Annotated in this window: 27 protein-coding genes and 1 pseudogene; 13 read left to right on the forward strand and 15 right to left on the reverse strand. The window is 38.8% G+C overall.

Annotation, left to right across the window (positions count from 1 at the left end):
- Position 1: 1 nt before the first annotated feature.
- Both QME58_05240 and glgP read left to right on the forward strand, forming a co-directional pair.
- Positions 2–1318 (forward strand): DUF4921 family protein, encoded by a 1317-nt coding sequence (locus QME58_05240; protein ID MDI6803237.1) that lies wholly within the window; start codon positions 2–4, stop codon positions 1316–1318.
- Positions 1319–1334: 16 nt separating this feature from the next.
- Positions 1335–3476, forward strand: a complete 2142-nt coding sequence (gene glgP, locus QME58_05245; GenBank protein ID MDI6803238.1) for an alpha-glucan family phosphorylase — start codon at positions 1335–1337, stop codon at positions 3474–3476.
- A 111-nt stretch (positions 3477–3587) separates the two neighbouring features.
- Here the strand turns inward: glgP and QME58_05250 are convergent, their stop codons facing one another.
- The 13 genes from QME58_05250 to QME58_05310 form a co-directional block, all read right to left on the reverse strand.
- A complete protein-coding gene (locus QME58_05250) occupies positions 3588–4151 on the reverse strand; it encodes a pseudouridine synthase (protein MDI6803239.1) in 564 nt (187 codons plus the stop codon).
- Between the two features lie 31 nt (positions 4152–4182).
- Positions 4183–4416, reverse strand: coding sequence for a DUF2007 domain-containing protein (locus QME58_05255; protein ID MDI6803240.1), 234 nt, complete (start codon positions 4414–4416; stop codon positions 4183–4185).
- Between the two features lie 12 nt (positions 4417–4428).
- Positions 4429–4893: a DUF6483 family protein gene (locus QME58_05260; GenBank protein MDI6803241.1), complete on the reverse strand. Its 465-nt coding sequence runs from the start codon at positions 4891–4893 to the stop codon at positions 4429–4431.
- Between the two features lie 4 nt (positions 4894–4897).
- On the reverse strand, positions 4898–5401 hold the full coding sequence (locus QME58_05265; protein MDI6803242.1) for a DUF1016 N-terminal domain-containing protein: 504 nt from the start codon (positions 5399–5401) through the stop codon (positions 4898–4900).
- A 3-nt stretch (positions 5402–5404) separates the two neighbouring features.
- Positions 5405–8185, reverse strand: a complete 2781-nt coding sequence (locus QME58_05270) for a M14 family metallopeptidase (GenBank protein ID MDI6803243.1) — start codon at positions 8183–8185, stop codon at positions 5405–5407.
- A 154-nt stretch (positions 8186–8339) separates the two neighbouring features.
- Positions 8340–8732, reverse strand: coding sequence for a GxxExxY protein (locus tag QME58_05275; protein MDI6803244.1), 393 nt, complete (start codon positions 8730–8732; stop codon positions 8340–8342).
- Between the two features lie 76 nt (positions 8733–8808).
- Positions 8809–9261, reverse strand: coding sequence for a CoA-binding protein (locus tag QME58_05280; protein ID MDI6803245.1), 453 nt, complete (start codon positions 9259–9261; stop codon positions 8809–8811).
- A 10-nt stretch (positions 9262–9271) separates the two neighbouring features.
- Entirely contained in the window at positions 9272–9517 is a 246-nt protein-coding gene (locus QME58_05285; protein MDI6803246.1) for a DUF2007 domain-containing protein, read from the reverse strand.
- Between the two features lie 153 nt (positions 9518–9670).
- Complete coding sequence (locus QME58_05290) at positions 9671–9970, reverse strand: hypothetical protein (protein ID MDI6803247.1); 300 nt, start codon at positions 9968–9970, stop codon at positions 9671–9673.
- A 9-nt stretch (positions 9971–9979) separates the two neighbouring features.
- The gene (locus QME58_05295) at positions 9980–10132 is read right to left on the reverse strand and encodes a hypothetical protein (protein ID MDI6803248.1); all 153 of its coding nucleotides are present in this window, start codon (positions 10130–10132) and stop codon (positions 9980–9982) included.
- Between the two features lie 109 nt (positions 10133–10241).
- Positions 10242–11168 (reverse strand): restriction endonuclease, encoded by a 927-nt coding sequence (locus QME58_05300; GenBank protein MDI6803249.1) that lies wholly within the window; start codon positions 11166–11168, stop codon positions 10242–10244.
- 189 nt (positions 11169–11357) lie between these two features.
- Positions 11358–11564, reverse strand: coding sequence for a type II toxin-antitoxin system HicA family toxin (locus QME58_05305; protein MDI6803250.1), 207 nt, complete (start codon positions 11562–11564; stop codon positions 11358–11360).
- Positions 11548–11790 (reverse strand): type II toxin-antitoxin system HicB family antitoxin, encoded by a 243-nt coding sequence (locus QME58_05310; protein ID MDI6803251.1) that lies wholly within the window; start codon positions 11788–11790, stop codon positions 11548–11550. The genes QME58_05305 and QME58_05310 overlap by 17 nt, the downstream gene beginning before the upstream one ends.
- A 168-nt stretch (positions 11791–11958) precedes the next feature.
- On the opposite strand from QME58_05310, the gene glmM reads away from it, so the two are divergent.
- The 5 genes from glmM to rpoN all read left to right on the forward strand — a co-directional run bounded on the left by glmM (position 11959) and on the right by rpoN (position 17069).
- Positions 11959–13377, forward strand: coding sequence for a phosphoglucosamine mutase (glmM, locus tag QME58_05315; protein ID MDI6803252.1), 1419 nt, complete (start codon positions 11959–11961; stop codon positions 13375–13377).
- Between the two features lie 111 nt (positions 13378–13488).
- Positions 13489–13761, forward strand: a complete 273-nt coding sequence (locus tag QME58_05320) for a EutN/CcmL family microcompartment protein (protein MDI6803253.1) — start codon at positions 13489–13491, stop codon at positions 13759–13761.
- 44 nt (positions 13762–13805) lie between these two features.
- Positions 13806–14933, forward strand: a complete 1128-nt coding sequence (gene dprA, locus QME58_05325) for a DNA-processing protein DprA (GenBank protein ID MDI6803254.1) — start codon at positions 13806–13808, stop codon at positions 14931–14933.
- Positions 14934–15026: 93 nt separating this feature from the next.
- Positions 15027–15611: a DUF3109 family protein gene (locus QME58_05330; protein ID MDI6803255.1), complete on the forward strand. Its 585-nt coding sequence runs from the start codon at positions 15027–15029 to the stop codon at positions 15609–15611.
- A complete protein-coding gene (gene rpoN / locus QME58_05335; GenBank protein ID MDI6803256.1) occupies positions 15612–17069 on the forward strand; it encodes an RNA polymerase factor sigma-54 in 1458 nt (485 codons plus the stop codon).
- Between the two features lie 37 nt (positions 17070–17106).
- On the opposite strand, the gene QME58_05340 is transcribed toward rpoN, so the two are convergent.
- Positions 17107–19215 (reverse strand): YCF48-related protein, encoded by a 2109-nt coding sequence (locus tag QME58_05340; protein ID MDI6803257.1) that lies wholly within the window; start codon positions 19213–19215, stop codon positions 17107–17109.
- A complete protein-coding gene (locus tag QME58_05345) occupies positions 19188–19409 on the reverse strand; it encodes a hypothetical protein (GenBank protein ID MDI6803258.1) in 222 nt (73 codons plus the stop codon). Before QME58_05345 ends, QME58_05340 begins: the two co-directional genes overlap by 28 nt.
- Positions 19410–19543: 134 nt before the next feature.
- On the opposite strand from QME58_05345, the gene hslV reads away from it, so the two are divergent.
- The 6 genes and pseudogenes from hslV to QME58_05375 form a co-directional block, all read left to right on the forward strand.
- Complete coding sequence (gene hslV, locus QME58_05350; protein MDI6803259.1) at positions 19544–20080, forward strand: ATP-dependent protease subunit HslV; 537 nt, start codon at positions 19544–19546, stop codon at positions 20078–20080.
- A 178-nt stretch (positions 20081–20258) separates the two neighbouring features.
- Positions 20259–21641: an ATP-dependent protease ATPase subunit HslU gene (hslU, locus tag QME58_05355; GenBank protein MDI6803260.1), complete on the forward strand. Its 1383-nt coding sequence runs from the start codon at positions 20259–20261 to the stop codon at positions 21639–21641.
- 37 nt (positions 21642–21678) lie between these two features.
- Positions 21679–22526, forward strand: a pseudogene (locus tag QME58_05360) (class I SAM-dependent DNA methyltransferase).
- Positions 22527–22566: 40 nt separating this feature from the next.
- On the forward strand, positions 22567–22929 hold the full coding sequence (locus QME58_05365; GenBank protein MDI6803261.1) for a hypothetical protein: 363 nt from the start codon (positions 22567–22569) through the stop codon (positions 22927–22929).
- A 1-nt stretch (position 22930) separates the two neighbouring features.
- On the forward strand, positions 22931–24577 hold the full coding sequence (locus QME58_05370) for an SBBP repeat-containing protein (protein ID MDI6803262.1): 1647 nt from the start codon (positions 22931–22933) through the stop codon (positions 24575–24577).
- Between the two features lie 60 nt (positions 24578–24637).
- The coding region (locus QME58_05375; protein MDI6803263.1) for a hypothetical protein at positions 24638–24944 on the forward strand (307 nt) is incomplete at its 3' end.

Below are 24944 nucleotides of genomic sequence, written 5' to 3' on the forward strand. Positions count from 1 at the left end.
TATGCAATACAATTTATATTACAACATAATGCCCGATGGGACTGTTAAACAGATAAATCCATTTACCGAAACAGAAGTTTGGGCAGTTCCGGGTAGAAGTTCGAAACCGATTAGTAACGAGATACCTCTGACAGCAAAGCCGTTGGAGTCAGCAACGCATCGCGACTACTGCAGTTTCTGTCCGGATAAATATTTTGATACGCCGCCGGAAAAAGCAAGGTTAATAAAAACGGAGACTGGTTACAAGACCTTGAAATATTTACTTGCTGAAAACTATTCTGAAACTACGGCTGAATTCAGAAGAATCACGAATTTGTTCGAAATTGTTACACTCGATTACTGGCGGAAAAACTATAGTTACAGGATTCCTGAAGAAAGAAAAAAATGGCGCGACGAATATCTTTCAACTCCAAAAGGTATAATGCATATCGAGGGCTTATTAGATTTCAAATTAAAACAGACAGGAAAAACTGAAGACCAAATTAAAAAAATGCACGCATACGATAAGCTTGCTATTGCAGATGCTTTTTTTGGAGGTTCGCACGAGATAGTAATTGCACGGTCGCATTTTCAACCGGATGCCGAATGGGACTCGCAATTCTTCTCATCCGGAATGATGAGTCATGAGGACCACTATCAATATTTTAAATTCACAATCGATGCGATGAAAGATATCATCGACAATAACCGGTATGCAAGATACATAAGCGTATTTCAGAATTGGCTGAGACCGGCTGGTGCCTCGATGGATCATCTTCACAAACAACTTGTAGCTCTTGACGAGTGGGGTTCTTCGATTCAACGGCAAAATAAAATGCTACGCGAAGACCCGAATGTATTTAACGATCTATCCGTAAATTTTGCAGCCCGATTTAATTTGATAATCGCTGAAAACGATTACGCTATTGCTTTTGTCGGAATCGGACACAGATTTCCTACGATAGAGATTTATTCAAAATCGCATGCCGGAAGGCCCTACGAACACACAGATGCGGAAATTCGCGGTGTCAGTAATCTTGTTCATGTGTTCCATGCCGCAATGGGAAGCAGTATTTCTTGCAACGAAGAGTGGTACTATACGCCAGTCGATTCTGTTTACAAAATGCCCTGGCATGTACTAATCAAGTGGCGAATAAATGTACCGGCAGGTTTTGAAGGCGGAACCGGGATTTATCTGAATCCGATGACACCCATCGAACTGCGAGATAAGATTGTACCGAGGCTGTATCAGATTCGTGACGAAGGGAAAATTAACGGTACACGCATAGCGGAAGAATGCCGTATCTATCCGAATCCGCTCCTCTATTATCTGAAGTAGGAACGCATTAAATTCTATGAAAGAAAAAATAAAAAATCAAGAATTTACTCCTGCGGTTCGTGAATCGCTTGTCAGACAGTTAAAGGCTTTGGCTTACAATTTATGGTGGACTTGGAATCCTGAGGCAGGTGCCTTATTTCAGGAATTATCTCCCCTTGTATGGGAACAGAGCAATCATAGCGCAGTAGCAGTTTTAAAACGTGTTTCTGATAATGAATTACGAGCACGTTTCGGCGATCCGCATTTTGCTCAACGTGTAAAAATTATACTGGATGAATATTCTGAATATATACATAACACTAACACTTGGTGCGTTCGGAATGCGCCGCATCTGTTGGAAAAACCGGTCGCTTATTTTTCAGCAGAGTTTGGTTTGCACGAGTGTTTACCCATTTACTCAGGCGGTCTCGGAATTTTAGCAGGCGACTTTGCTAAATCGGCGAGCGATCTGGGGATATCGTTTGTCGGAGTTAGCTTGTTTTACCGGCTCGGCTATTTTAGACAAAAAATTTCGGATGACGGCTGGCAGCAGGAAGAATATCCTCCTGTCGATCACAGTGAAGTTCCGATACGTCTTTTAGTAGATGAATACGGAACGCCTATCGAAACATCCGTAACAATCGGGCATAGCACTGTCAAGTTGCAAGCGTGGCGTTTAAGAGTTGGCAGGGTAGAAATAATTTTACTCGATAGCAACCATCCCGATAACGAACTGCATTTCAGAGAACTTACCGGCAGAGTTTACGGCGGCGATGTTTCCACAAGAATAATGCAGGAATTTATTTTAGGTGTTGGCGGCGTAAGAATACTACGTGCATTGGGTATCCATCCGCAAATTTTTCATATGAACGAAGGACATTCCGCATTTCTAACATTCGAATTGTTGCGCGAGCAGATTGCCCACGGCGTTCAAATTAAAGATGCAGAAGAAATCGTGAAAAAACAGTGTGTGTTCACAACGCATACACCGGTTCCGGCAGGGCATGATAGGTTTCCACAAAGCTTAATCGAGTTTCAGCTTTCGACCTTCACACAAAAATTAAAACTTACAATCAATCAACTGATGGCTTACGGCAGGATTGACGAGAAAAATTCTGAAGAAACTTTTTGTATGACGGTTCTCGCCTTGAAATTATCTCGAATAACAAATGCTGTGAGCGAATTACATGGAAAAGTAAGCCGAAAAATGTGGAAACAACTTTATCCAAAATTGGAGGAAGACAAAGTTCCGATCATTCATGTAACAAACGGAATACATACACCGGGGTGGGCAAATTTACGCGCACACGAGTTCTGGAATAAACGACTCGGTTTCGATTGGACTGAAAAGATTTTAGATAAAAAATACTGGGAGAAGTTTACAAATCATGAAATAGCTTCCGATGAAGAAATCTGGGCATTGCGATCCACATTGAGACGCGAGTTAGTTGAGTTTGCTCGAACCAGGATTGCAGCAACGAATCCCGGAAGATTTACAACTTCAGTTTTGGATAACATTCTGTCGCCCGATATTCTTACAATCGGGTTTGCCCGCCGATTCGCTACTTACAAACGTGCACCTCTGTTTTTTAAAAACCTAGAAAAGCTTATTCCAATAATTACACATCCGCAGATGCCGGTTCAGATTGTTTTTGCCGGAAAAGCACATCCGCGTGATGATGACGGGAAACGTTTTATTCAACGCATTATTCAATTTACACGCGATCCAAGATTCTCAGGCAGAGTTATATTTGTAGAAAACTATGATATCAACGTTGCACGTGCTCTGGTCTCAGGTGCTGACGTATGGTTGAATACTCCACGCCGTCCTTTAGAGGCAAGCGGAACGAGCGGAATGAAAGTTACTATTCACGGAGGGTTACATTTTAGCACTTCCGATGGTTGGTGGGTAGAAGGTTACAACGGAAACAACGGCTGGGTAATCGGTGCAGAAAAAAATTACTCGAACGAAGAAGAGCAAGATATTGCCGACTCGAATTCGTTGCTTCAAATATTAGAAAACGATATGGTTCCAGAATTTTACAACAGAGATGAACACGGAATACCGCGTGCCTGGATTAAACGCATCCGCAACTCAATGCAAACTTTAATTTCTGAATACAGCTCCGACCGGATGGTGGCGGAGTATGTGATGAAGTGCTATAAACATAATAGTTAATGTTCAATTTCTAATTGACAATTTGCTATTGGCTATTGATTATTAGTGTTGAAATGGATTAATGGAGTGATGGACTGGAAATCCGTTTATTCCGTGTTTATCTGTGTTCTATTAGTACAGTTTATCTTTAACCTTTGTTCTGAGATTTCTTACTTCACCGATTAGCAGATTACCTAATTCTATATTTCCCATCTTAATTCTAACCAATCTCAACGTCGGGTGCCCAACAGCAGCAGTCATTTTTCTAACCTGCCTGTTGCGTCCTTCGTAAATTGTAATCTCAAGCCAAGCTGTTGGAACATTTTTTCTGAAACGAATGGGAACTGAACGGGGAGGAAGGTTTGGTTCTTGTTCGAGTAATTTTACTTCGGCGGGCAAAGTTTTCTTTCCTTCTATTACAACGCCTTTTCTGAGTTTTTCCAACGCATTTTCGTCCGGAATTGTTTCAACTTGAGCGAGATAAGTTTTCGGAGTTTTAAATTTCGGCTCCAATAATTTATGTTTTAATGTATTGTCGTTTGTTAGAAGTACTAACCCTTCACTGTCAAAATCCAATCTGCCGACAGGGTAAACATCTTTTGGAAATTTTCCTAAGTCGGAGAGTGTTGGTCTGTCTTCCTTGTCGCTGAACTGACACAGAACTCCGTAAGGTTTGTACAATATAATATAATGCATTTTTTTTCAGCGAATATAAAATCTGAATGATTTATTCAATGTCAGTAATAGGAGAGTCATAATACGATTCCAAAATTTCGACCGCTCTTTGAGCATCTTCAGCTCGGACAAATAATTTGACTCCACCGCTTAGCGAAAAGCTGTAAGCCCTTCCAGCATCGTCTGAACTGATAATTGAATCAATCTCATGTACTTTCAGATAATTCTGCTCCATCTCTGCTTCTAAACGTGAATTGAAAACTTTTATGCAAATCAAATCTTTCATAGAATGAACCTCCTAATTTATAAAATGTTGAATGAACCAAGTCCGCTTTTCCTCGATATTCGATGGAATGTAATATTTTTCAAGCTTTTGCAGCGATTCCTTTGTTTTGGCTACTATTTCGTCCGTCGTTTCTATCATCAGAATTTCTACAAATAAACTGAATGCTTTAAGATAAGTTCTCCAACTCTTGTCTTCTTTGCCAAGCAGTTCTAAAATATCAGCTTCTTCTTTAAGCAATGAAGCTATTACTATAGTTTTTCCAACATTTAATTCACCACCGATTTTCAGTAAGGCGATAATGTCCTGATCGCTTAACTGCTCTATCATTTTCCATTTGAAGCCGAGAAAATTTTCACCGGAAGTTTGAATTTCACCAAGTGCATTTTCAAACTGCTTGACTTCCTTATTAAATAAGATTTTAGATAAAACCTTATTAAGTTGTTCTATCATCCTCATTATGTAGTCGCGTTGGAGCATATTGTTATTCCGATAAGTTTGATCCCGGCGACTTTAGTTTAAGTCTTAATTCTTTCTCAGATGGTAAAGTTAGTTTATACTTTGAAGCAAAAACTTTATTGTCTAAACCACCTAAAACATAAGGGTCTTTTATTGCGTTTTCTGGTTTTAGCAACTCGCAATAATGCGACCAAGCAAGTATTGGTTTGAATTCGTTAGACAGTGTCTGCGCTTTTTGTGAATAGTTCAAATAGAACTTACGCATTTGTTCCAGGTTTCTTTCAGAAAACCCTCTGCCAAATTTTTCTGTCATATCTCTTGATAAGTTAATAATCAGTTCCCTTCCATATTCAGCCCGTCTTCGACCTTTTTGTTCAAACTCAACAATTTCTTTTCCGATTTCCCAATATGCTAATACTTGGGTTTGGTTTATTTCTCTAAAGACTTTACTTTTCGCGTTAGATAAAATCGAAGCGATTCGTTTGAAGAGGTTATCATAAATTGTTGGAACGATTCTTTTATATTTCATATATCACCAATCCACAACTCTGCTCGTTCCCCAACCGGCTCCTAAAAACAAACTATTTAAAAACAATCTTTCTGTGCTATGGAAATATCCTCTAAAATTCGGCTCACTTGCAAAAAGTATTATCTGTCCGCTGCCCATACTTTCGCGTGTAATGTATGCTGTTTTTTGCCAGCGTTTCCTCGCTTCGGCCCACAGCAGTCCCGATATCCGAAGGTTTTTATTATCTGAAAAGCGAGCCGGAGTTTGTACCGGACTTTTCGATAAAAAGGCATTTGACGTAAACATTATTGCTGCGGTTTTCTTTCCTAAACCGAAAGCAAGCCAATGTTCTTCATCCAAATCAACAGACATTATAGCACCGCGAGGCATAAACAAACGCATGAATTCATCTTCACGTTCGAGAGTTTTTATATCTGGAACCTTTTTCTCATCCTGCTTCTTTTCAATTTCTGTATTGTCCCAAATTTTCAAGCTATCAATTTTAATGTTATCATATTTCAATTCGGCTGCAATAGCTTCATCGTACAAACCAAGTTCATTCAATGCTTGGTGCCGAACTCTTACTTTACTCATTACCGAAGAAGTATCCGCGAGAAAAGCTGCGGCATTTCCAATTCCAATCAACGTTCCTCCGTTCTCAATCCACTTTTTAATTTTACTTATTCCATCTTTACCAAGTATTTGATTATAGGTTTGCGGACTGTTTGATGATGGAAAAATCAGAACGTTATATTTTCTCAGATCGAAATTAGCGAGACCGTCAGCAGTTATGATGCTTATGCGCTGCTTCATTTTATAATCTAATAAATGCCAAAGAGTTGAGAAACTTCCCATACTGATTTGCGAACCTGTAACTAACGCAGTTCGCGGATATTCCAACAAAACAAAATCGTTACCGCCTAAATCGGGTCCTTTCGTGCTTAGCGCCGTATTTACACCGTAAATAGTGATGCCGGTTGTCTTTGCAATATTTTGAATTTCATCTGCAAGCGTAGCAGGATTTTCAATCAGCCGCAATAAAATAGTGCCTCGTGTAAACGATTTACCTTCAATCTCAAAAGTTTCTTTTGCCGAACGGACTTTGTATCCCTTTTCAAGTAGGCTTGCCAACGCATCAACTGCGGCATCGTCGTAATATTCGAATATATATCCGTAAGTCGGTTTTGGATTTATAACTTCTCCGGTTTTTGTTGATATGTTTTTAATCTGAGTTAACGAACCGGTTATCTTTTTATCAGTCCAGTAACTTTCAACGCCGTAGGCAATGGGCAGCGACCAAGCCATAACATCATACATCTCCGATTGTTTGTTCTTCTCTAATTTTTTCCTTTCTCTTTCCAGAGTTTCAGTATCCATACGCGGGTCAAATTCCAAAATGGTTTTGGCAAGCCTTCCCATCGGTTGATCAAGATTTATGATGTATGTTCCTTTAGGCAGTATCTTTTTTACAGGTTTCGAGTCCCAATATCCATGCAAATTCCCAACTTCAATATCTTTGTCAGCAACATCAACTTCTATATTTTGCATCATCAGTTTTTCGATTAGGTTGTTTAAACGAGTCCTGTTTTTTTCGGGGATGAAAACGTAACTGTATGGTTCTCCCTTTTTAATGTTAAGATCTTTTTTCCGAGATTCATAAAATTCACTGAGTAAATTCTTTCGGTTAGACGCGGCAGTAGCGAGGTTTGCAAACGAGCTTACAAATTGTTGGTGGACAGCTTTGTGAAATGTTAGAATTGTACCGTCGGGACGTTTTACAATTGAGCCGTCTGTTTGAGCTTGCTCGTATAAAATTCCGACTGCACCGATGTAAAGCGACCAGCCGCTGCCGTAGCCCGGATACCACTCGTCGTTCCATTCGCGAGTGTAATAATTCCATCCGTATTTATCGAATGCTTTCGCCTGATCTTTCGCAAATGTGTTACGCCACTTGAAATTAAATTCATTCATATTCGGATTGAATGGTGGACCGGCGGGCGAGAAAAGATACGTGTCGTACGAACCCATCTCGTGTGCATCGACGAGAAGCTGCGGATTCCATTTCAGAATTGTTTGTACACGTGCGCGGCTTTCCGGATGCACAAGTAAAAACCAGTCGCGGTTCATATCGAATAAATAATGGTTGCCGCGTCCCCAGGGCCAAACTCCTGTGTGCTGAATTGCTTGAGCGTCGCTATTTACAACCTCGCCTTGCCACTGCTGCATTTGAGCTAAATATCTTTCTCTTCCATCCGGATTTTCCATTGGATCAATCAAAATTACCAATTCATTTTTTAGTTTGATTGTGGTTTCATCGGTTCCGGCGGCAAGTTGATATGCTAACTGCGCTGCGGCATCGGGACTTGAAAGCTCGTCGCCGTGAATACCATAAGCCATCCAAGCGATTGCCGGTGTGGACTCGATTAACAGTTGAACTTCTTTATCATCAAAAATTTTTCTTGGGTCGGCAAGTTTTGAAATTGAATTTTGAATTTCATTTAGCTTTTTGAAATTACTTTCCGAAGTAATTATCAGATGGTAAAGTGAGCGCCCCTCATAAGTTTTCCCAAATTCTACGAGTTGAACCTCGTCAGATTTTTCATCAAGTATTTTAAAGTAATTCACAATTTCATCGTACCGGGTTGGTTTGCTTCCAATTGGGAATCCCAAAATAGATTCAGGTGTGGGAATCTGAGTATTGTAAGTTCCTTGAGGATAGAAGGGAATTACCTGTTCTTGTGTGAGAAGATTTGAAGCTGATAGAAAAATGAGAACAAACATAAGGCTGAATAGATAACGTAACATAGCACTGACCTTTATTGATGATTGATGATGAAATAATAACAAAAGTAAGCATTAATTACAAGGATAGAAATTCGGGAAGTCTATATCTATTAGGGCTAATTAGTGTAATCCGTGGCAATTATTTTCAGCCACTAATTACACTAATATACACGAATTAGAGAACAATCCTTTTATAAGTAAGTTTTTCCTTTCCAAAATTTACGATCAGGCCAAGCTTACATTTAGAAACAGCGAGATAGTTTATCGTTCGTTTGATAAATTCATCGACGATACCGTCCACAGCTTTAACTTCTAAAATTATTTTTTTGAATACGACAAAGTCAGCATAATACTTATGTGGTAAAATTATATCTTTGTAAGAAATATCATATTCTTTTTCTCTTTGAAAAGGAACACCTCTCCTTCGAAATTCATACTCGATAGCATCCTTATAAACAATCTCAAGAAACCCACCACCCAATAAGCCGTGAACATCCATACAAACCCCAATTATTTGAAACGCTTCATCTTTATATATCAAATCAACCATTTCATATATCCCTTCCATTTGTGTTATTTAGTGCTATTCGTGGCGATAAGAGATTGCCACTAATCCGCCAGAGGACGGACGAATGTTCACGAATTTATTTCGGTAATTTGCCGAAAACTCCCCACACCCAGCGATGGGCGCGATGGAAGAATGCAGCCGGTTCTGCAAACATCAAGATGCACTCGCCATAAATAACATTCACATTCTGTTCTTTGCAGAAGTGTATTGCTTCATCCGATTCAGCGCCCTGCTGTATCCAAATATGTTTTATTCCGAGTGTGTATGCTTCGCGAACGATCTTTTCGGTCTCGGTTGGTTTTGTTATTACAACGACTCCTCCAACTTTTTCTGGTAATGATTTGAGGTTAGGGAAACACTTTTCACCTGAGATCGTTTCCGTTTTAGGGTTCACCGGGAAAACCTGATAGCCTTTAGATTTTAATTCTTTGTAAGCGGCGTTCGAAAATTTTTTACCGGTCTGAGAAACGCCAACGACTGCTATGGGTTTTTGAGAAAGGAATTCTTGTATTGATTTTTGAGTTGTCATTCTGGATTCTTTATTCAGTTGGTGAAGATGAATTGATTTTATAATCATCACTTTCCAATATCTCGCTTGCTCTTTTTGAATCTTCCTCTTTAACTAAAATTTTAACCCCTTTTGCTGAATAGTTCCCTGTAATTATGCGACCTAAGTCGTCAGAAGAGATGATTGAATCAATTTCATACATTGCGAGATAATTTTTTATCATCTCGGCTTCAAACCGGTTGTTACATATTTTGATACAAGTTAATTTGTGGGCCATATTCAATTATATTATACAAAAATCATTTAATAATCACAAAACAAGTACGATTTTAGGTCTGGAAATAATGTCAGCAAGCTAAGTTGTGGGGAAGCTATGATTAGTAAATATATTTTGATAATGAATTATGACCACAAAGGTACTAAGATACAATTAACTATCAAACATTTCACCTTTTGAGAAATAAAGTTGAATTTTAGTTTTATAATATCGGCGCATTTCTTGTGTTTTTCGATAACGCTCTTTTGACATTTGCCTTGTTCGTTCTCGATAATCTTTATTTTCGTGATAACGTTTTTTTGCCCTCTCAATTGTCGCTTTCCTATACTCTGCATTTTTGTGATACCTTTCGAGTGATTGTTGTTTTAAGATAGCACGATATATTTTATCTTTTTGATAACGATTATTCTTTGGATGTTTTAGTATTTTCTCTGTCTGTTTTTGTAATTCCATAACGCAATTTTATTTTAATATATTGTAACTATTTATTGAGTTCTTAACGGCAATTTTTTCTAAGCCACTAAGACTTTCCTTGTGCTTGATATTAACATTATGTATCGGCTTGCGTAACTTTTTTAATTCTTCAAGAGCTTTAAGATGATCTTTATTATCCATTTCAAATCCAATTTGGTGGTGAGTGCCTGGGGATGGTTGCTAAACGTTACTATGAAATACGAATGTTGAATGAAAAGAGAGCGGTTCCTTGATTATCAGTTTAGCTAATTTATTCTTCATCGAAATAATCTAAATCAATTTTCTTAATCTGATAGGCAGATACAGTCGAAACAGCTAAATCAAAATCAATCATATATTGAGTTAACAGTTCTCCATCAACCAAAACAATCTTTGTTTCATTTTTAGGAGTATAATCCAAAGCCTCTTTAGAAAAATAAGAAGTAGTTATAAATATTCCTTTCTTAGCGCCTTGTCCGGCTAATGCGCCAACGAATTTTTGCAATTCAGGTCTACCGATTACGCCTTCCCATCTCTTTGCTTGGATATAAATTACGTCTAAGCCAAGTTTATCTTCTTTAATTATTCCATCGATTCCTTCATCCCCACTTCTGCCAATTGCTTTGCCAGCATCCTTTATTGAACCACCGTAGCCCATTTTGACTAGTAACTCAATAACTAATTTTTCAAAAAAAGATGCAGGGAGGTTCTTAATTTTTGACAACAAATCTTGAGATAAGGACTTTCTAATTTTTTGGTAAGAATATTCTAAACTCTCTTCTGGTGTGAGGTCGTTATCGTTATCAGATGCAATCTCAGTTTCGGTCTCATCTTTTTCAGATCGATCTTTTTTATACGTTTTTGTGTGCTCGATATATTCTGGAATCACCTTTAAAGTTTTTAAATTAACAAAAGGGGGATTGGTTTTTAGTAAGTCTAAGCCGTTTTGAGTGATTTTGAAATGAGCGCGTTTAGTGTTCTCAATTAAAGCAGCCATTTTTAGATGTGCTTTTGCCCAAAAGACACGGTTATAAAACACATATTGTGTGCCACTTGGAAGAAGTTGGGATAACTCATCATCGCTTAGATTGAACTCTTTCGACAGATATTCAATGGTATCTTTGGTAGAATGCTCTAGTTTATCAATACAAAATTTTAATAATGGCAACATTATACTTTGAAAATCTGGAATTCGCATTTTATTCTCCATTTTTATTAACATTAAATATTAATCATTTGTACGATAATCTGAATAGCACAACCGCTGATTCCGCTTACACAAGCGGTGGGAACAATATGTTATTTAAAACTATTCAAACTCAAACAGCTTTTCGTCAAGCTCGTTTCAAAACAGAAATTTAACATCTTTGTAAAACTAATGTATTGACTAAAAATTTTTGAATTCTTCTTCCGTGATGTTAGCTTGCTTTAATATTTTACGAAATGTTCCAATCGGAATATCTCCAGTATGCATCGCGACGTACGTTTGCCTTCCCTCTGCATGTCTCAAAATTATATGAGAGCCGGATTGGCGTCTGACCTCAAAGCCCGCCCGTTGTAATTTTTGTAGAACCTCTTTAGCCGAGTATGGCATCTTCCAATTCTATAAATGAATATAATGACTCAGATTCTGGTTTTATTTTCTCACCGTTAGATTTCTTTTCCTCAATCCAAAGTTTAATTAAATCAAGAGCAGCATTCTTAGCACCTTCGATGCCTAATCCGTGAGTTGTAAGGTCGAGTGTAGGTAGGTGGGCGTAATAATATCCCTCCGGAAAATTTGTCTCAGTTATTTTTTCATAGATGACTGTAAAATTCATCGTTAACACCTTATATTGTCATATTATTATACAAAAATTCAATTATAATAACAATTTTGTTTCTCTCCCTACCTTTTGCTAAATTCAATCAAACCAATATTGAGTATTTGAATTTTTCAATCTTTGAATCTTTTAATCTTTTAATCTTTTAATCTTTTAATTGACCTTATGAGTCTGATCGTTAGCATATCCGGTGTCCGCGGTGTAGTTGGGGAGACCCTAACTCCCGAAGTTGCAGTGCTTTATGCAAAATCTTTTGCCGAATACTGTCTGCAAAAAACTCCACAGGGAACCAAGTGTAAAATCGTACTCGGCAGAGACGGCAGAATTACTGGTAAAATTTTAACCAACATAATCTCGTCAACTTTGCTCGCTATGGGATGCGATGTTGTTGCAATCGGTGTTTGCCCAACGCCTACGGTTGCACTTGCGGTTGAGAAGTCGGATGCCATCGGTGGTATCGCCGTTACGGCGAGCCACAATCCTATGCAGTGGAATGGAATGAAATTCTTCAACCACGAGGGTTTATTCCTCGATGCGAAGGAGATGAAAGATTTTTTAGAAGTGGTAAATTCCGGTTATATGAATTATGCGGCTTGGAACAAAATTGGAACTCATATATCCGATACATTCTGGATACAAAAACACATCGATACCGTTTTACAACTCAAGTGTATTGATGTTGAAAAAATAAAGAGCAGAAAATTCAAAGTAGTACTTGACTGTATTAATAGTGCGGGCGGAGTAATTGTACCGCCGCTGTTGAAGATGCTTGAATGTGAAGTTGTTGAAATGAACTGCGACGTGAGCGGAATATTTGCACACACTCCCGAGCCAATCCCCGAAAATCTTACTGCTTTAGCACAAAAAGTTCGAGACGAAAATGCAGATCTCGGAATCGCTGTGGACCCGGATGTTGATAGGCTTGTTTTAATTACAGAAAAAGGTGAACCACTTGGCGAAGAATATACAATTGCGTCTGTGGTAAATTTTGTACTGAGCAGAGAGCAGAGAGCAAAGAGTCCCGCCGATGGCGGGATAAACTCCGAGCAAAGTGTGGTTGTGAATTTGTCAACGACGAGAGCGGTGGATGAAATTGCAAAAAGTTATAATGCAGAAGTTGTTAGAACTCCTGTCGGAGAAATTAATGTTGCGAAGAAGATGAAGGAAGTCGGTGCAATTATCGGCGGCGAAGGAAGCGGAGGTGTAATATATCCCGAAGCTCATTACGGCAGGGATGCTATTGTGGGAATCGGGTTGGTGCTGCAAATGCTTGCTGAGTTTGGCAGGAGTTTGTCGGAGTACAAAGCTACATTGCCGCAGTATTATATTACTAAAAGTAAAGTTGAAATAGGGAATTTAAATCCTGATAAACTTCTCAATCAAATTATTGAAAAATTTAAAGATGAAAAGATTAATACTGAAGACGGTGTTAAAATAGATTTTGCTGATTCGTGGGTGCATTTAAGAAAATCGAACACTGAGCCGATTGTGAGAATAATTGCCGAAGCTACGAATGTAATGGAAGCAGAACAATCGGTCAAGCATTTTAAAGAAGAAATCCTTAAATTAAGTAAGGAACATTGATTCATTTTCCCATTTATTCATTTGACTATTGACTTAATGGAACAATGATAAAATGATTGAATGCATTAATGCTAAAATATTGACATTAACATAACTCTACAGTGGTTACATATGGTTTTATCAAAAGTAATAGGCACAATAGTTTCGACGCAGAAGAACGAACATCTGCATTCGCACAAAATTTTAATCACACAACCAATCGATCTTGAAGGCAAATTAATCGGCAGGGATGTGCTCGCAATCGATACTGTTAATGCCGGAGTTGGCGACACTGTTTTAGTTAACGCTGAAGGAAGTTCGGCGCGACAAATTTTAAAGGACGAAAAAATTCCAGTCCATTCAGTTATAGTTGCAGTTGTGGATGGGTTCGATATCGTCGAGTGATGGTATTTTAGAGCTTTGTAGTGATTGAGTAATGGAACAGAATAATGACTACAATTAATATCAAAGACTTATTAATTCTTTCGTACATTCCGGGAATCGGGCACAATCGTTTGCGCTCGTTAGTTACTCATTTTAAAAATTCAACAGATGCTTTAAATAGCTCTGCGAAGGAAATAATTAATGTCGAGGGTTTTAATAAAAAATTAGCTGTAACTATATCGGCATTTAAAAGAAGTGGAGATTATCATAAAGCCGAACAATACGCAGTTCACCAACTTTCAAAAATGAATAAATCGGATGGTCGCATAATTACACTTTGGGACGATGAGTATCCTGATTTGCTGAAAAAGATTTACGACCCGCCCTGTTATCTCTTCATCAAAGGTAATTTGAAGAAGGAGGATAAATATTCAATCGCGATTGTCGGAACCCGGAATCCTTCAACATACGCCATTACGATGACAGAAAAGTTTACACAGGAACTTGCCCGATTAGGAATCACAATCGTAAGCGGTTTAGCCCGCGGTGTTGATTCAGTTGCTCATAGTTCAGCATTGAAAGTCGGAGGGAGAACGATCGGAGTGATAGGTTCGGGAATTGATGTTATATATCCACCAGAAAACAAAAATCTATATTCACGTATCGAGCAAAACGGTGGAGTGATTTCCGAGTATGCTATGGGAACGAAACCAGATGCCGGAAATTTTCCAAGAAGAAACCGGATTGTAAGCGGTATGACACTCGGAACTATCATCGTCGAAACAGGTATCGACGGTGGGGCAATGATTACTGCTAATACGGCTCTCGATCAAAACAGAGATGTGTTTGCCGTTCCCGGTTTGATTACTGAAGTCAGAGCTTTGGGCTGCAATACTTTAATCAGAGATGGCAGAGCAAAGTTAATTACAACTGTTGACGATGTGTTATCTGAATTAAGCACAAAACTCAAACCGCTGTTACGCGAGGTAACAAAACACGAAAAAAAAATAGATGTTAATCTTTCATTTTTTGAAAAGAATATTTACGACACATTGAATGATGAGCCAATCCACATCGATTTACTTGCGGAGAAATCGGGGATGTCTACCTCGGATGCACTTGTAAATCTTTTAAGCCTTGAATTTAAAGGACTTGTAAGGCAACTGCCGGGAAAAATGTTTGTGAGATTGTAGTCGCTTTGCAACCATCCATCAAACCACTTTTCTGATATTCCGTTCAATATTAATTTTCCATTTTCGATAAAAAAGCTGTATATTATTTGTGCAATGTTTGCAATAGAGAACAAAATAATAGATGAACGCATACCGTATATAAAATTTTTATGCGATTTGGAAGTTTGTAAAGGCGGTTGCTGCACTCTGAGGGGGGGCAAAGGTGCCCCGCTCGCAGATTCTGAAATTATTGAGATTGAGAATGCGCTTCCTGTTGTTAAAAAATATTTAGAGGCGAAAAGTTTACAAGAGATCGAAAATAACTACGGCATCGAAGGTTCGCCAGGCAATTTTACAACAGGTTGTATCGACAACAAAGATTGTGTTTTTGTATATTATGATCGCGATATAGCAAAATGTGCATTTGAAAAAGCATTCTTCAACAACGAAATCAGTTGGCGGAAACCTATATCGTGTCACTTGTTTCCGATTCGTATTGCGAATTTCGGGGGCGAAGTAGTTCGGTTCGAAAAAATTTCCGAATGTAAACCGGCAATTGTGAATGGAAAGAAAAACGACATGCCGCTATACACTTTTTTAAGTGATGCTTTGATACGAAAATACGGCGCACGATGGTACAAATTGTTTCGAGAGAATTGTGAGTTACATCTAAAATTAGAAAGTGAGATTCAAGCATAAATGTTAAAGTTAAGTCAACATCAAAAATTAATGATGAAGCTGACACCCCAGCAGGTGCAGTATCTGAAGTTACTTCAGCTTCCATTGCTCTCTTTAGAACAGCGGATAAAAGCGGAGTTAGAACAGAATCCATTGTTAGAAGAAGGTGCTGACGATGAGATGGAAAATCCGCAAGACGAGCCAACCGAAGAACCGCCGCTTGAAGCATCCGAAGAAGTAGAAGGAGTTATCCGAACTGAGCCGGAGGAAGATAAGTACACTTTCGAAGACTTTATGAACGATGAGCTTAATGGTTACAAAACATATTACGAACCTGCGCCGGACGAGGATTCCAAAGAAGAGATGCCTATGCCCGCCGATGTTGCTCTTACACAAAAATTGCTTGATCAAATACGGTTGTTAGATTTTACAGATGAAGAATTTTTAATAGCTGAAGAAATCATCGGTAACATTGATGAAGACGGTTACCTAAGGCGTCCGCTGGAAAATATAATCGAAGATTTGAATTTGAGCAGGGATTTGAATATTACAAAAGAACAAGCTGAAAAAGTTTTATTCCAAGTCCACAGGATCGACCCACCCGGAATTGGAGCCAGAAATTTACAGGAATGTTTGATAGCACAACTTGAGGTAAGTGAATTCGATGCTAAGCTGAAAGCATTAGCCGAAAAAATTCTGCGTCAGCATTTCGAACACTTTACTATGAAACATTTTGAAGAATTAGCAAAGTTATTGGATATCAGTATTGAACAGTTGAAACAAGTACTCGAACTGATTCAAAAATTAAATCCGAAACCGGGCGAGGGGTATATTACACAGCAACAAAATTATATCGTTCCCGATTTTATTATTGAGCACGACGCCGATGATATCATAATAACTTTAAATGATAGGAACGTTCCCCCGCTTCGTGTGAATAAAGCTTATAAGGAAATGATGTCGCGACGGAAGAAGAATTCGGTTAACGTCGAAACGAAAGATTTTATTCGTAAACGTTTCGAGGCGGCAAAATGGTTTATTGCTTCAATACACCAACGGCGGGATACAATGATGAAAGTAATGCACGCAATAGTTGAGCGTCAGCGGGAATTTTTCGACACAGGTGAAAATTTGAAACCGATGATATACAAGCATATTGCTGAGATGATCGGTATGGATATTTCTACAATCAGCCGCGTTGTGAACAATAAATATGTGCAGAATGAATACGGAGTTTATGAGTTGCGCTATTTCTTCAGTGACAAGATTTCAACTGCAAGTGGTGAAGATATGGCAAACAAGGAAGTTAAGAAAAAGATAAAGAAACTTATCGAATCTGAGTCGCCCGATAAACCATACAGCGATGATGAAATATCAAAAATTTTCAAAGAAGAAGGAATGTTTGTAGCCCGCCGCACAGTTGCAAAATACCGTGAGCAGTTGAAGGTTCCGATAGCGAGGATGAGAAGGAAGATATAGTTTTAGATTTTAGATTGTAGATTTGAGAATTCGAAAATTAGCGAATCAATATCATTTTCTTGACCTCTACAAACGAGTCGGTTTGTAACTTGTAAAAGTAAATTCCACTGGATAAACCGGCGGCATTCCATATAACTTCATAACTACCCATTTTTTTGAATTCATTAACCAGTGTTGCTACTTCTTGTCCCAAAATATTGAACACTTTCAATGTTACGTAATTATCCATTGGCAATTGATAATTGATAACTGTCAACGGGTTGAATGGATTAGGATAATTTTGACCTAATGAAAAATCTGTTGGGTAATAATTGTTGTTTGGGTTTTCAACATATAATCCGCTCGTGGTAGTGCGTAATATAATTCCATCCATTCCTACGACAGTCCCGGTATTCACATCTGTAAAAGAAATTCCAAGAAGTGGATTTGCTACACCGCTAGTTTGTTTTATCCAATTTTGACCGCCGTCAGAAGTCCGAAGAATAAGCCCGTTATCGCCAATGATAAAGCCAACCATTTCCGAGATATATTGAACAGCAAACAAATCTTCAGTAACAAAGCTGGTTTGTATAAACCACGAATCACCTCCGTTTGATGTTCGTAGGATTGTTCCCCCGCTACCGATAATTGTTCCAATTATGTTATTCGCAAAGGCCACGCTATTCAAATCGTTTTGTGTATTACTTTGTCGATCTATCCATTCAATTCCTTTATTTGTCGTATGAAGAATTGTCCCATTTTTTCCCACAGAAAAGCCAATGTTTGATTTTGTGAAATAAATATCATTAAGGTCGAATGTTATATTGCTTTCTTGAGCCGACCAAGTAATACCATTGTCAGTTGTATACTTTATTGTTCCGCTTGATCCGACAACGTATCCGGTATCTTCATTTATAAAGTAAAGTCCATAATATGTTCTTGCCGTGCCGCTAATTGAGTCGCTGCTTTGAATTGTCCACGACGTACCTGAATCTGTTGTCCGTAGTATTGTCTCGCAATCACCAACGATTATCCCATTATTATTCATGTAGGATATTCCATAAAGATGTCTTCCTATCCAGTTTCGTATCCGCTTCCAGTTTGAGCCGCCATCTGTAGTGCGAACAATCATTCCATACTCACCTACAGCTATCCCAGTACTCTGATTGAAAAAGTATACATCGTAAAGATTGTTCATGATCTGAACGTTTGGATTTGTCCAGTTGATTCCTCCATCTGTCGTATAAATTATTAATCCGTTTGTACCGACAGCCACACCTTTATTCTTATCTAGATACTGAACTCCATAAAGGTTATAATCTTGATTAATTGAATGGTCGATCCAGTTTAACCCGCCATCTGTGGTTTGTATTATTGTTCCGTAATTTCCTATTGCAACTGCAGTTAACGAGTCAATTGTAAATACATCATTTAGAACGTGTGGTGTGCCACTATTTTGTGCAGTCCAGTTATTACCACCATTGATAGTACGAAAAGTGATATTTCCACCAACAGCAAAACCTTTTAGTGAATCTATAAAAGATAAATGATTTAATATAACTGTAGAATCGAAATTAATATTATACCAGTTATTACCCGCGTCTGTGGATTTCAAAATAAATCCTTCGGGTCCGGCGATGATAACATTATTCTTATTTAAAAATAAAACATCGGTTAACGAGAAATAAGGTTGTACAATATTTTGTGAAAGCCACATCTGTCCACTGTTTGTTGTCTGAAGATATGTGCCATTCTCACCGACTACAATACCTGTATCAATGCTATTAAAGTGAACTCCTAATAGATTTATCGATGTCCCGCTCGATTGAAATGTCCAAGTGTAGCCGCCATCGGATGTTTTAATAATTGTCCCACTGTTGCCGACTCCAATTATGTTTAAAGAGTCAAGAAAAATTATATCATTTAAAGTGTGTGAAGTAATACTCGTTAGTGTAGTCCAAGTAGCACCACGGTCAAGGGTTCTCAAAATAGTACCATTCTCTCCAATTGCAAACCCATAATTTGAATTATAAAATGTTAATTCTCGTAATGTATTGTTTTGAAGAGGAGGGGTTTGTCTGTACCAGCCGGTCTGTGCTGAATTATTTATAGTATAAAAGACAATTAAAAATAAAAATACTAAATATTTATCAAGGATTTTAAGCATGTTATTCTCCATAAATATAAAAGAAATTGTTCTTTTATTGCTTCTATCAGTACAGCTACCAACCTAGGATAATCAATTGATTTGGCATCTATACCATTTTCTTCATAATTAACAACCTTATTCCCAAAATGGTTATCATCACCGCCTTGGGAAGTAGTCCCAGTCCAAAAAGTTATCTGTCCATTTGAAGGCATGTTTTTATCCTTTCTGTCTTAATCAAATATAAGATTGACTCTGCTGAAAATCAATGTTTTTAAACAAAAAATGAATTTTTCTATTTCCACAAAAAAATGTATCTTATATGTGTTAAATATTAAAAGAAAACCTTATGTCAAATATCATACGATCAACAACAGTCATCGGTTTAACTCATAAAGGCAAATGCGTAATGGGCAGCGACGGACAGGTAACTGTCGGTAATGTTATTATGAAACACGGCGCTAAGAAAGTCCGCAAGCTTTACAACGACACTGTACTCGCTGGTTTTGCGGGCGCCGCCGCCGATGCTTTTACTCTCTTCGAACGTTTCGAAGATAAACTTCAGGAATATCGCGGTAACTTATTGCGTGCATCGGTTGAGCTTACAAAAATGTGGCGGACAGATAAGTATCTAAGACATCTCGAGGCGCTTCTTGCCGTTATCGATAAGGAAAAAGCTTTAATAATATCCGGTACAGGCGAAATCATAGAACCCGACGATGGTATAGTCGCTATCGGTTCGGGGGGGAGTTACGCGCTTGCTTCGGTACGCATGTTGGTGAAATACTCCGACCTATCGACACGGCAAATCGTAGAAGAATCCTTAAAGACCGCAGGCGAAATCTGTATCTACACAAATCAGAACATTACAATCGAAGAATTGTAAATATTGTTGAATATATATTTCTACATAGATCGAAGTCCTTTGTACTTCAACGAATACGAAACGATCTATGTCTCCGTAGGAGACAAATGTTTGTAGAAAATAATATATTAAGCGATCGACTCCAGCGGAGTCGAATGGAAACAATCAAACTACATATAATAGCAAACGAAAATAAAGTATGAATAAAAAAAACAAAAAAGAGAATCACCACGAATTAACTCCTCGTGAAATCGTAAAAGAGTTAGACAAATACATCATCGGTCAGGATGCTGCAAAAAAATCTGTTGCTATTGCAATCCGCAACCGCTGGCGACGACTGCAAGCTCCCAAAAACCTCCGCGAAGAAATTATGCCCAACAACATCATTATGATTGGACCTACGGGTGTTGGCAAAACAGAAATTGCTCGGCGGCTTGCAAAACTCGTGGACGCCCCTTTCCTGAAAGTTGAAGCATCCAAATACACCGAGGTCGGTTACGTTGGTAGAGATGTCGAGTCGATGGTGCGGGATCTAACTGAATATTCGGTAAGCATGGTCAAAGCCCAGAAGGCAGCAGAGGTACAGGACAAGGCACGCAAGAACGCGGAGGAGAGGATATTAGATATCTTAATTCCTAATCGCAAGAAGTCAACAAGTGAAACAGCAATAGAAAAACCTGAAGATGCCGAAAATATTTCATTCACCAGAGAACGTTTCAGGGAAAAATTAGCTAAAGGCGAACTTGATGAGAGGGTCATTGAATTAGATGTAACGACAGATCAAATTCCTGCTATGCAAGTTTTTGGTCCTGTTAATTTGGAGGAGATGGGGGTTAATATACAGGAAATGTTCGGTAGTATTTTGCCGAAAAAAATGAAGAAACGGAAATTGACTATCGCCGAAGCAAAGGTAGTTATTGCCCACGAGGAAGCCCAGAAGTTAATTGATATGGATGCAGTAGTTAAAGAAGCGCTGTTGCGGGTTCACGACTCTGGAATAATTTTCCTCGATGAAATTGATAAAATTGCCGGCTCAAGAAGTCAGTCGCACGGACCCGACGTTTCACGAGAAGGTGTTCAACGCGATTTATTACCTATCGTTGAAGGTTCGAATGTGATGACAAAATACGGTATGGTAAAGACCGACCACGTCCTGTTCATTGCTTCCGGAGCTTTCCATATGACGAAACCTTCTGATTTAATTCCTGAGCTGCAAGGGAGATTTCCGATTAGGGTGGAGCTAAACAGTCTAACGGAAGACGACTTTGTAAAAATTCTGACGATACCGCAGAATGCACTCATCAAACAATATATTGCAATGCTGCAAACGGAGGGCATTGATCTGCAGTTTTCGGATGATAGTATAAAGGAGGTTGCGAAGATTGCGAGAGAAGTAAACGAGCAGGTAGAAAACATCGGTGCGCGGCGTCTGCATACAATTTTAACGACTTTGTTAGAGGAATTGCTTTTTAATGCACCCGATAATATTAGTGAAGATAAAATTGTCGTTACAAGAGAAATGGTTCAGGACAAACTTGCAAGCATCGTGAAGAATAGAGATTTGAGCAGATATATTTTGTAAAAGTACAAATTTTCTATAAAATTTAACAAGATAACTCATGGCAATGCAAAATATAGAAGCTCTCGAAAAACGTCTCTGGGAAGCCGCAGACCAGCTCAGGGCAAACTCCGGTCTCGGCTCGAATGAGTATTTCATGCCTGTGCTGGGTATCCTCTTTCTCCGCCAAGCATACAACAGATTTTCTTTTGTAGCGAAAGAGGTCGAACAATCTCTGCCAGCCAGAAGCGGTGTAAAACGCCTGTCAACCAAAGACGACTTCACCAAGCGAAGATCAATTTTCCTGCGTGAAGGATCACAATTTGAATACCTTGTCAATCTTCGCGGGGAAATAAATATCGGCAGGTCTCTCAACCATGCAATGGATTTGATTGAGCTGGATTATGAGAGTTTGCGCGGTATTCTTCCAAAAGATTATGAAGCATTCGGCAACGATTTATTGCGTTCACTCCTCAGGATTTTTAACGATGAGGTTTTGCAAAAAGCATCAGGCGATGTTTTCGGGAGAATCTATGAGTACTTCCTCATGAAATTTGCTATGCTGGGAGCGCACGACAACGGCGAGTTTTTCACTCCGCCGTCTATAGTTCAAACGATTGTCAACGTTATAGAACTGACCATGGCATCGTGTTCGACCCCGCCAGTGGCTCAGGAGGTATGTTCGTTCAAACCAGTCATTTCCTCGAATCTCTCGAAAAGGAAGTGCAGAAGATGGTTACCTTTTACGGTCAGGAGAAAAACGAAACCACCATCAGGATTGCCAAGATGAACCTTGCTGTCCACGGTCTTGAAGGCAACATCAAAAAGGGTAATACGTTTTACGAAGATCAGCACGAGATGCTCGGTAAAGCCGACTTCGTCATGGCAAATCCTCCATTCAATGTGGATGTTGAATATAATCGAAAAATTCCATCTCCGCGAAAGTTTAATGAAATTCAGGAGCGAAGAGGGGCAGATCGAAAGTGAAATAAAGATTCTTCGGGAAGATATTAATCAAATGCAAAAATACAGAGATGAGATTTCATCTGCGAATACTGAGATTACCCGCTTGCGACAGAAATCAACGATATTCCAGGCGGCGATGAAAGATAGGATTAAATTCCACGAAGAAAACCGACAGCGTGCAGAACAAGATTTCATGACGATATTGAACAGATATATCAAAGATTCTCCCGAAGCAAATAAAGCTGCTGGAATTCAGACTGTTGAAAGAGAGATACGTAAAAAAGAAGAACTGCTTGCCGGTTTACGTGAAAAACGGAACGATTACGAAAGCAGGTTAAGGTTTTAGTGTGAAAATAAAACAAGTAACATTAGTTTTGCTAATGCTTATTGTCTTAACAATGATTGAAAAACTAAATTCCCAAGTTCAACTTGAGTGGGCAGCACGTTACAACAGCGCAAGCAACGGCAACGATTATGCACGTGCGATGGCAATTGACTCAATGGGGAATGTTTATGTAACGGGGACTGACGCAGACTTACCGTATGGATTTATAACATTAAAAATAAACTCAAGCGGACAGATTGTGTGGGCGAGGAGATATTCAGGGGGACAAGCATTTATACCAGTTCCCCAAGCAATTTCAGTAGACTTGAACGGGAATGTGTATGTTGGTGCTGAAGATGTTACATACATCATAGTGAGTTATGACAGCATTGGTAATGAGCGCTGGGTACGAAGACATTCGGGGACAGCAGGCGGTCGTAGCCAATTGTATGATGTTGAACTCTATCGCGACACAGGAAGTGTGATTACCACAGTTCAGGGGCCTGTTGCAACTGGTTATGTAAAAAATATCGGTACAAATTGGGATGTCGGCACTGTAAAATATAACACCAATGGAGATGTTGTATGGGTTAGAAATTATGCTCCAAATAACTCGGATGATCAGGGAGGAATCGCAATGGCAACGAGTGACCAAACCAATATTACAATAACAGGATTCTCAGGATACTCTGACTTTCTCACATTAAGTTACGACATAAACGGTAACTTGCGCTGGGCGCAGACGTGGAATGGACCGGCAAACAACTGGGATCAGGCAAATGATGTTGCGGTTGATAAAAATGGAAACACGTATGTTACAGGATATTCAGTAATGGCTCCACCGTTTGATGATGATATTGTTACAATCAAATATGACAGCAACGGGACTCAACAATGGATAAGATTTTATGACGGTCCAAAGGATACGGGCTCATATGATTACGGAGAATTTATAAAGACGGATGACGATGGTAATGTTATTGTTGCAGGAGGTGAGATGGGAGTTTCAACTTTTCTTGATTATTGCACCATAAAATATGATTCACTTGGGAATCAGTTATGGGTTAGAACGTATAATGGAGTTGCCAACCGAAGCGATTTCGTCGAAGGTTTAGCAGTTGACAGATTTGGTTCAGTGTATGTAACTGGTACAGCAGATGAAAGAGTAAATTTTTATAGAATACACACAATCAAATACGACAAAGACGGAAATCAATTGTGGCTTGAGAAATATCCTGAATATAATACGATATCAAGTCCTGCAGCAATTATTGTTGATAAGAATTTAAATGTCTATATTGCAGGTACAATATCGTTTAACCCAAGTGATATTATAGTTCTAAAATATTCTCAACTGACAAATGTAGAAACAATTTTAAACGAACTCCCCGAAGGTTTTGCGCTGTATCAGAATTATCCGAATCCGTTCAATGCGAGCACGAAGATAGATTTCAGGCTTCATGTTTCAGGTTTCACGTCGTTAAAGATTTATGATGTGTTTGGGAGAGAGGTGGCGACACTTGTGAATCAGAAGAAAGAACCGGGTGAGTATAGTGTGGGATGGAATGCTGATGGACTTTCAAGCGGTGTGTATTATTATAGAATGACGGTGCATCATTCTCCGTACGGATTGAAAACAGATACGAAAAAGATGGCAGTAATCAAGTAAAAATTTAAAATTCAAAAGTAAAAAATATATGTTCAACAATTTTTTAAAGGAGTCAAAGTTATGAAACAGTTAACAGTAATTTTCGTTGTGCTGTGTTTAACGATATCAGCACAGTCGCAGACGTGGAATTATTTAAACTTCGAGTGCGGCGGATATGTAACCGAGATAATCCCTGTAAAGTATCCTACTGGTACTCAGCCGGACAATATTAATCAACAAGTTCTTTATGCAAGAACCGATATTGGCGGGATTTATCGTTCGAGCAATAATGGCTTGAACTGGGAATACGTCAGCAAATATCTGAATACGGTGGGTACTCTAAATCCTGGCATCTCAGGTTCGGAGCTGAGCATCCAGGGCTTGGCAG

It is taken from the genome of Bacteroidota bacterium, assembly GCA_030017895.1.
In the GTDB taxonomy this organism is placed as follows: domain Bacteria; phylum Bacteroidota; class Ignavibacteria; order UBA10030; family BY39; genus JASEGV01.